The sequence below is a fragment of the uncultured Nevskia sp. genome (assembly GCF_903885465.1).
In the GTDB taxonomy this organism is placed as follows: Bacteria; Pseudomonadota; Gammaproteobacteria; order Nevskiales; family Nevskiaceae; genus Nevskia.
On record NZ_CAISIQ010000466.1, the window covers coordinates 1 to 7,617 of the forward strand.

Here is a 7,617-nt window from a genome sequence, read left to right on the forward strand (position 1 = left end):
CGACCATCGTGCCGAAGGCCAGCAAGGCGACCCGCGTGGGCCGTCGTGACGAGCCGCTGCGCAGCAATCGGCCGCGGCCTATTTCGAGCGGTTCGGCAGCGGCGATGGCCGCACCGGGGCCGCTACCGCGCGGATAGCGCACCGCGCTCGGGCCGGCATGTGCAAGGCCAGTGGCGAGCATGCGCCGGCATTCCTGCTCGTCGCTCGGCGCCATCAGCAGCAGATTGGGAACTGCCCGCAGCAGGCTCAGATCGAACGCGCCGTGATGGGTCGCGCCATCGGCACCGACCAGGCCGCCGCGATCGACCGCGAACAGCACCGGCAGGTTCTGGATCGCGACGTCGTGGATCACCTGGTCGAGCGCGCGCTGCAGGAAGGTCGAATAGATCGCGACCACCGGCTTGAGTCCTGCGCAGGCCATGCCGGCGGCGAGCGTCACCGCGTGCTGCTCGGCGATGCCGGCGTCGAAATAGCGATCCGGAAACTGCTGGGCAAACTCGACCAGTCCTGAGCCTTCGCGCATCGCCGGGGTGATCGCGACCACCGCCGGATCGACCGCGGCTGCTTCGCAGAGCCAGTCGCCGAACAACTGCGAATACGTGGGGTGCGCCACGGCAGCAGGCGCCGGCATTGCACCGGTGACCGGATCAAAACGGGTGACACCGTGGAAGCCGATCGGATCGGCTTCGGCTGGCGCATACCCCTGGCCCTTGACCGTGAGCACGTGCAGGAACTGCGGGCCGCGCGCTGCTTTCAGGCCTTCGAGCGCCGGCAGCAGCGCGTCGAGCGCGTGGCCGTCCACGGGTCCGGAATAGGTGAAACCGAGCGCTTCGACCAGCCCGGCGAGCGAGCCGCTACCCGACGCCGGATGCTTGCGGCCGAGTTGCCGGGCAACCGTGTCGCGCAGCGCGCCGACGTTTTCGGAGATCGACAGATCGTTGTCGTTGAACACCACCAGCAGATCGAGCCCGAGCGCACCGGCGTGGTTCATCGCTTCGAAAGCCATGCCGGCGGTGATGCCGCCATCGCCGATGACGGCGACGCTACGCCGGCCTTCGGCGCGCAATTTTTCGGCCGCTGCGAAACCGGCGGCGGCGGAGATCGCGGTGCCGGCATGGCCAGCGCCGAAGGCATCGAAGGCGCTCTCGTTGCGATCGAGGAAGGGCGCCAGGCCGCCGTGCTTGCGGATCGTTTCCAGCCGCGCGCGGCGGCCGGTGATGATCTTGTGCGCATAGGCCTGATGGCCGATGTCCCAGATCAAGGTGTCGCGCGGCGTATCGAATACGCGGTGCAGCGCCAGGGTCAGTTCGACGACGCCGAGGCTGGCGGCGAAATGCCCGCCGACCCGAGCCAGCGTTTCGATCAGGCAGCGGCGGATTTCACCGGCGAGCGCCGGCAGTTCGGTGACCGGCAGGCGCCGCAGCGCAGCCGGATCGTCGATCGCGCCGAGTCGCGCATAGCCGGAAGACTCGTTCATCGCAGCAAGGCTGGAGACGGACTTCAGCGGATGGCGGGCGCCGCGCTGTCGTCTGCGTCGAGCAGATTGCGAACGCGCAGCTCGGCAGTCTCCAGCGAAGTCCGGCAGACCTTGGTCAGGCCCATGCCGCGCTCGAACAGGCTCAAGGATTCTTCGAGCGGCAGATCGCCGCGCTCCATCTTGGCGACGATCGCTTCCAGCTCGGTGAGCGAGCCTTCGAAACGGGAGACCGGATCGTCGATCGCGTCCGTGGCGGCGGTTGCGGCAGGCACGGTCTTCTTGGTGGTAGTCATCTGGCGCCATCCTGGGAGGCGACTATTGTAGGCGTTGCGTCGCCTGCATCCGAACGATGGCTGCGGCGCATCTGACTCCCCGAACAACACGAACCATCAGGAGCACTTCATGTTTCTCGTATCCGCAGCCGAATTCGGCATTGACCTCGGCAAGCACGTCGGGGACAGCAGCTCCAGCTTCACGCTCGTTGAAGCGCTGGTGCCGCTGGTCGCCGTCATCATGGTGTTCGGCATGCCGATCGTCATCGTGCTTGCCGTATTGCGCTATCGCGCCAACCGTCAGCGTTCGATCAACGAGATGGTGCTGAAGCTCGCCGACAAGGGCCAGCCGATTCCGCCCGAGCTGTTCATGGAGCCGACCAAGAAGAAGAAATCCGATGTCAGCTCGGGCTTGAGCCTGGTCGGTGCCGGTGTTGGCCTGATGGGCTTCTTCTGGTTCGCCGATGCCGCCGAGGCGGTCGGCATCGGCTTCATTCCGCTGGCGATCGGTGTCGGCCAGTTGATTGCCTGGAAGATCGAACAACAGAAAAAGGACCTCTGAAGCCGACGCGGACGGAAACGACGCGACGTGGCCAGCGAGGCGGTCAAGGTGCCAGCGGCGGAGCCGGTGTGGGCGGATGGCCCGCCGGACTCGGCCCTCGTTGCCCGCGTGCTTGCTGGTGACGATCGCCATGCCTTCGCGGTGCTGGTGCGCCGTCATCAGGGCTCGGTGCGCGCGCTGCTGCGCAGGTTGTGCAAAGGCGATGACGCCTTCGCCGACGATCTCGCCCAGGAAACCTTTCTGCAGGCGCATCGCAAGCTCGACCAGTTCCGCGGCGATGCCCGATTCAGCACCTGGATCTACCGGATCGCCTACAACAGCTTCCTGATGGCGATCCGCTCGCGCCATGAAGAAGAGCAGCTCGACGAGAATATCGCCGAGCCCGAAGAACACGACGGCCCGCAGGATCTGCATCCCGAGCAGACCACGGCCGATCTGCAGATGGATCTGCAACGGGCGATGGCGATCCTATCGCCCGCAGAAAGAGCGGTGATTGCCCAGTGCTACTATCTGGACCGCAGTCACGAGGAAGCGGCTTACGCCCTCAACTGCCCGCTGGGCACGGTGAAATCGCATATTTCCCGCGCCAAGCAGAAGCTGAAAGTGCACTTGCAGGTCTGGGAGCCGAGGATGTCATGACGACTGAAGCCAACAAGACCCAGGACAAACCTATGGACGGATCGACCTTTCCCGTGGGCCGTGGCGGCTCGATGCATGGTCCGATACCCGGTGACGACGCCTGGATCGACGCGCTGCTGCATGAAGATGCGGCCCGGCAGCCGCATATCGCCGACGATGGTTTCGTGGTCCGCGTGCTGATGAACATGCCGGCGCCGCGCAAGCCAGCCCCGCGCTGGATCGTGCCGATGGCGGCGATGGTCGGTAGTGCGGTGGCCGTTGGCCTGACGCCAGCCGGTGTCTGGTTCGCCAATACGCTGGTGCAGTTGCTCGACATCCGCAATTTCTCGATTGCCCATCTGAGCGTGCTGGTGCCGCTGGCGCTGTTCTACGTCTGCTCGTTTACGGCGATCCGCGAGCGCTGAACCCGCGTCGAGCGGGGCAGGCGGCTGAACCGGCCGGCCTTGCGACGCGGCGGTCCATTGGGTACCGTCCCGCGTCTTTCGCAGTCCTGCGAACCCAAGTCTCCTGATTGCCCTGATGGCCACCCCGAACAACAACGCCTACGGCGCCGACCAGATCGAAGTTCTGAGCGGCCTGGACCCGGTGCGCAAGCGCCCGGGCATGTACACCGATACCTCGCGGCCGAATCATCTGGCTCAGGAAGTCATCGACAACTCGGTCGACGAAGCGCTGGCCGGACACGCCAAGCGCATCGACGTGGTGTTGCTCGCCGACGGATCGCTGAAAGTCTCGGATGATGGCCGCGGCATGCCTGTCGATATCCACCCGGAGCACGGCGTTTCCGGCGTCGAACTGATCCTGACCAAGCTGCACTCGGGCGCGAAGTTCTCGAACAAGGCCTACGGCTTTTCCGGCGGCCTGCACGGCGTCGGCGTGTCGGTGGTCAATGCGCTGTCGAAAGTGCTGGAAGTGCGCGTGGTCCGCGGCGGTGGCGAGTGGCTGATCGGTTTCGCCGACGGTCACAAGGCCAGCGAGCTGACCCGGGTCGGCGATGCGCCGATCAAGAAGAGCGGCACCACGGTGCATTTCTGGCCGGACGACAAATACTTCGACTCGCCGAAGTTCTCGGTGCCGCGTCTGAAACAGGTTTTGCGCGCGAAAGCCGTGCTGTGCCCGAACCTGAAGGTGACGCTCGACGATCAGGTCAACAATGAACAGACCGTCTGGCAGTACGAGAACGGCCTGCTCGACTACCTGAAGGATTCGCTGAACGGCGCCGAAGTGCTGCCTGCCGAGCCCTTCATCGGCAAGTTCGCCGCCAAGCGCGAAGAAGCCGAGTGGGCGCTGTGCTGGGTCAACGGTGGCCCGGAAGCGGTCGCTGAAAGCTATGTGAATCTGATCCCGACGGCGCAGGGCGGCACTCACGTCAACGGCCTGCGCACCGGCCTGACCGAAGCGATCCGCGAGTTCTGCGAGTTCCGCAATCTGCTGCCGCGCGGCCTGAAGCTGTCGCCGGACGATGTCTGGCAGGGCTGCAGCTACGTGCTCAGCATCAAGATGCTCGATCCGCAGTTCGCCGGCCAGACCAAGGAACGATTGTCTTCACGCGAGACCGCTGCCTTCGTTCAGGGCGTGGTCCACGACTCGTTCTCGGTCTGGCTGAACAAGCATCCGGAAGCCGGCGAGCAGGTGGCCCAGTTGGTGATCGCCAACGCCAATGCGCGGATGAAGCTGGCCAAGCAGGTGGTGCGCAAGAAGATCACCAGCGGCCCGGCGCTGCCCGGCAAGCTGGCCGATTGCGTGCTGACCGATCTCAATCAGACCGAGCTGTTCCTGGTCGAAGGTGACTCCGCCGGCGGCTCGGCGAAGCAGGCGCGCGACCGCGACACCCAGGCGATCATGCCCCTGCGCGGCAAGATCCTGAACAGCTGGGAAGTCGATGCCAACGAAGCGCTGGCGTCCAATGAAATCCACGACATCAGCGTCGCCATCGGTGTCGATCCCGGTTCGTCGGATATCACTGGTCTGCGTTACGGCAAGGTCTGCGTGCTGGCCGATGCCGACTCCGATGGTCTGCACATCGCAACGCTGTTGTGCGCGTTGTTCCTGAAGCACTACCGGCCACTGGTGAAGGCCGGCCACATCTACATCGCGATGCCGCCGCTGTTCCGCATCGATGCCGGCAAGCAGGTGTTCTATGCGCTCGACGATGCGGAGCGTGAAGGCATCCTTGATCGCCTGCAGGCCGAGGGCAACAAGGCCAAGATCAACGTCACGCGCTTCAAGGGCCTGGGCGAGATGAACCCGCTGCAGCTCCGCGAAACGACGATGAGCCGCGATACCCGCCGCCTCGTTCAGCTGACCTTGGATGGAGCCGTCGATACCGGGATTGCCGACGTCGAAGGTGCGGAAGTACCGGTCACCGTCGACGCGATCATGGACATGATGCTGGCCAAGAAGCGGGCCGGAGATCGCAAGGCCTGGTTGGAAGAGAAGGGCGACAAGGCGGAGGTTTGAAGCTGGACAGCGCCGGTCGTGATGACCGGCGCCGTTCGCACATCAGTAGGTGATGCTCAGCCGCGCGCCGAGCCGGCGTTCGTCATCGGCGAGCAGCGACGGTCCCGAGGCCAGAACCGGCTCGGCGACGAAGCCGGTGAATTCCACCGTGCTGCCCAGGCGCACCGTCGCTTCAAGGCCAACCGCCGCGCGTTGGGCGGTGCCCGCGGTGACCGGCGGCGGATCGCGGAAACGGGCGGCGCCGTACTCGGCGAACAGCGTCGGCTCGAATGACAGCCAACCCAGCGCCCAGGGCCGATGGTTGACCGTGGCGCGTGCTCGCCAGCCCTGATCGCCAGCGGCCGTGCCAGGCTCGAAAGCGCGCTGCAGGTCGCCACCGAGCACCACCTGTTCGTTCTGCGGCAGCGCTGCCGAGGTGAACTGGGCGGAAGCTTCGATCGACGGCGTGAACGCGGCGCCCGGCTGATAGCTGAGGCGGATGGCTGGCCGGGCCATCGAGAACTGGCCGCGTCCGCCGCCACCAGCCGGCACGAACGGCGTGGAGGTGAAGCCCTGGCTGAGATCGACGCCGCCTTGCAGCTCGAAAATATGGCTGCCGGCGACCGCGAACCGGGTGGCCGCGCTGACCACGATGTTGGCCTTGGTATAGCGCTCGGTCAGCAGGCGCTGATCGTCGAAATCGAAGGTCTGCTGGACGCGGGCGACGCGCATGCTCAGGGTGACGCGATCGTTATAGGCGGCATGCAGCGGCACCAGCCAGGAGACGCCGGCCTCGGTGATTTCGCCGTCCAGTCCAGCCGGGAAAACGGTGCCCATGGCATCGATCGCCGGCACCTTGGGCTTGAGTTCGACATAGCGGCCGTCGACGCCGAGTACGCCCGCCGTGGTGACCCGTGACAAGGAGCCTGACGCTTCGTGATAGGGGCCGCTCTGGTCGTCGCGCAACTGCGGCGGACGTACCGCCGCGCCGACACCGACCAGCGCTTCCGTGCCATCTCCCCACGAATAACGGGCCTGGCCATCGGCGATATAGCGGCCGGAATAGCGATTGCCGTTGGTCGCGAAGCCGGCGCGCAGCTGCAGGCGATCGCGGCCATCGGTCGGATTGTCGATGACCAGCTTCGAGGAATCCGGGCCGTCCGGCACCAGTTGCATCTGATAATTGTCGCCAGCCCGTTCGCTGAGCGAATCGGCCAGCACGCGGCGTTTTTCGAGATTGGCGGCAGTGACGAAGCGCGATTTTTCGATGCCTGCGAAGTACGCCTTGATCCGCGACGGTGCTTCCACCGAGCTGATTCTTCCGCGCTGCACTTCGATGTACAAGGTAGAGCCGTCGACCCCGTAACGGGTCATCGCCGCTGGATAGCCAAGCAGGTAGCAGCTGGCGCCGAGACCGCGGACGATTTCGGCCGGGGTGGTGGCGACCGATGCCACACGCACCACCTGAGCCGTGCCGATCTTGCAGAAATCGGCGACATAGAAGGTCAGCGCGCCCGCCTGGACCTTCAGTTTGGCGTAGGGACGAATTTCGGCCGCCGGCACCATCTGCGGTTCAGCCGGCGGGGGCAGGGCTATGGCCAAGGTGCGGATCCTGTTTGGGAAATGGCGGCACGGCGGGAAAATCCGACGATGCCTGAATATGAAAAGCCCGGCACGCTGCCGGGCTTTTCGAGACTGCTTGACGTGCTTACAGCGACGCTTACTGGCCGGTGGTCAGCGTGATCGTCAGCGGGCTGGCCATCGTGACCTTGACGCCGACTTCGCCCTGAATGTTGACCAGGTCGGCATTCAGGAACGCCGGGCCTGGCAGCGGCACGATGATGGTCTGCGTGGTGCGCTGCTGCGGCGAGGTGCGAAGCAGGGCCGGCGGCAGCGCGTTGCCGACGTTGGCGACGCCAGCGACCGTGTCGTTGGCGATGTCCGGCAGCGCCTTGACGATATTGCTCAGCGAAACGCCCGGCTCAGCGAGCACGGCCTTCACGACCAGAAGGGTGTTCTGGACGATCGGACCGCCAGCCTGCGCTGGGATCGACATCACGGCGGCGAGGGTGGCGGCGGCAAACAGGGTCTTCTTCATTACAAATCTCCTTTGGTTCAGTCTGAGCCCGAATCCGTTTTGGGGGTTGGACGCATCAACAGGTGCAGCAGGGGGTGAAATCCTTACTTTTCAGCGGCATCGAAAACGACGAAACCGGCATCGAGTGCCG

At 65.2% G+C, this 7,617-nt stretch carries 8 protein-coding genes; 4 read left to right on the plus strand and 4 right to left on the minus strand.

What is annotated here, in order from left to right; genetic code table 11:
* A partial coding sequence (locus tag QZY06_RS18200; RefSeq protein ID WP_295686715.1) for a 1-deoxy-D-xylulose-5-phosphate synthase occupies positions 1-1,477 on the minus strand: 1,477 nt, incomplete at its 3' end.
* A 23-nt stretch (positions 1,478-1,500) separates the two neighbouring features.
* The gene (locus tag QZY06_RS18205; protein WP_295686718.1) at positions 1,501-1,770 is read right to left on the minus strand and encodes an exodeoxyribonuclease VII small subunit; all 270 of its coding nucleotides are present in this window, start codon (positions 1,768-1,770) and stop codon (positions 1,501-1,503) included.
* 109 nt (positions 1,771-1,879) lie between these two features.
* On the opposite strand from QZY06_RS18205, the gene QZY06_RS18210 reads away from it, so the two are divergent.
* The 4 genes from QZY06_RS18210 to parE all read left to right on the plus strand — a co-directional run bounded on the left by QZY06_RS18210 (position 1,880) and on the right by parE (position 5,410).
* Entirely contained in the window at positions 1,880-2,311 is a 432-nt protein-coding gene (locus tag QZY06_RS18210; protein ID WP_295686720.1) for a DUF6249 domain-containing protein, read from the plus strand.
* Between the two features lie 27 nt (positions 2,312-2,338).
* Entirely contained in the window at positions 2,339-2,950 is a 612-nt protein-coding gene (locus tag QZY06_RS18215) for a sigma-70 family RNA polymerase sigma factor (RefSeq protein WP_295686722.1), read from the plus strand.
* Positions 2,947-3,354, plus strand: a complete 408-nt coding sequence (locus tag QZY06_RS18220; protein ID WP_295686724.1) for a hypothetical protein — start codon at positions 2,947-2,949, stop codon at positions 3,352-3,354. Before QZY06_RS18215 ends, QZY06_RS18220 begins: the two co-directional genes overlap by 4 nt.
* A gap of 115 nt (positions 3,355-3,469) precedes the next feature.
* Positions 3,470-5,410, plus strand: coding sequence for a DNA topoisomerase IV subunit B (parE, locus tag QZY06_RS18225; RefSeq protein ID WP_295686726.1), 1,941 nt, complete (start codon positions 3,470-3,472; stop codon positions 5,408-5,410).
* 42 nt (positions 5,411-5,452) lie between these two features.
* Here the strand turns inward: parE and QZY06_RS18230 are convergent, their stop codons facing one another.
* Positions 5,453-6,991, minus strand: coding sequence for a ShlB/FhaC/HecB family hemolysin secretion/activation protein (locus tag QZY06_RS18230; RefSeq protein WP_295686730.1), 1,539 nt, complete (start codon positions 6,989-6,991; stop codon positions 5,453-5,455).
* A 118-nt stretch (positions 6,992-7,109) separates the two neighbouring features.
* Positions 7,110-7,487 carry a hypothetical protein gene (locus QZY06_RS18235; protein WP_295686732.1) on the minus strand — a complete coding sequence of 126 codons (378 nt, stop codon included), beginning with the start codon at positions 7,485-7,487 and terminating at the stop codon, positions 7,110-7,112.
* Between the last annotated feature and the right edge of the window lie 130 nt (positions 7,488-7,617).

Bases quoted from the DNA above. Each gene is read 5' to 3' on its own strand.
- QZY06_RS18235 (WP_295686732.1), bottom strand. From the start codon at position 7,487: ATGAAGAAGACCCTGTTTGCCGCCGCCACCCTCGCCGCCGTGATGTCG.
- parE (WP_295686726.1), top strand. From the start codon at position 3,470: ATGGCCACCCCGAACAACAACGCCTACGGCGCCGACCAGATCGAAGTT.
- QZY06_RS18210 (WP_295686720.1), top strand. From the start codon at position 1,880: ATGTTTCTCGTATCCGCAGCCGAATTCGGCATTGACCTCGGCAAGCAC.
- QZY06_RS18220 (WP_295686724.1), top strand. From the start codon at position 2,947: ATGACGACTGAAGCCAACAAGACCCAGGACAAACCTATGGACGGATCG.
- QZY06_RS18205 (WP_295686718.1), bottom strand. From the start codon at position 1,770: ATGACTACCACCAAGAAGACCGTGCCTGCCGCAACCGCCGCCACGGAC.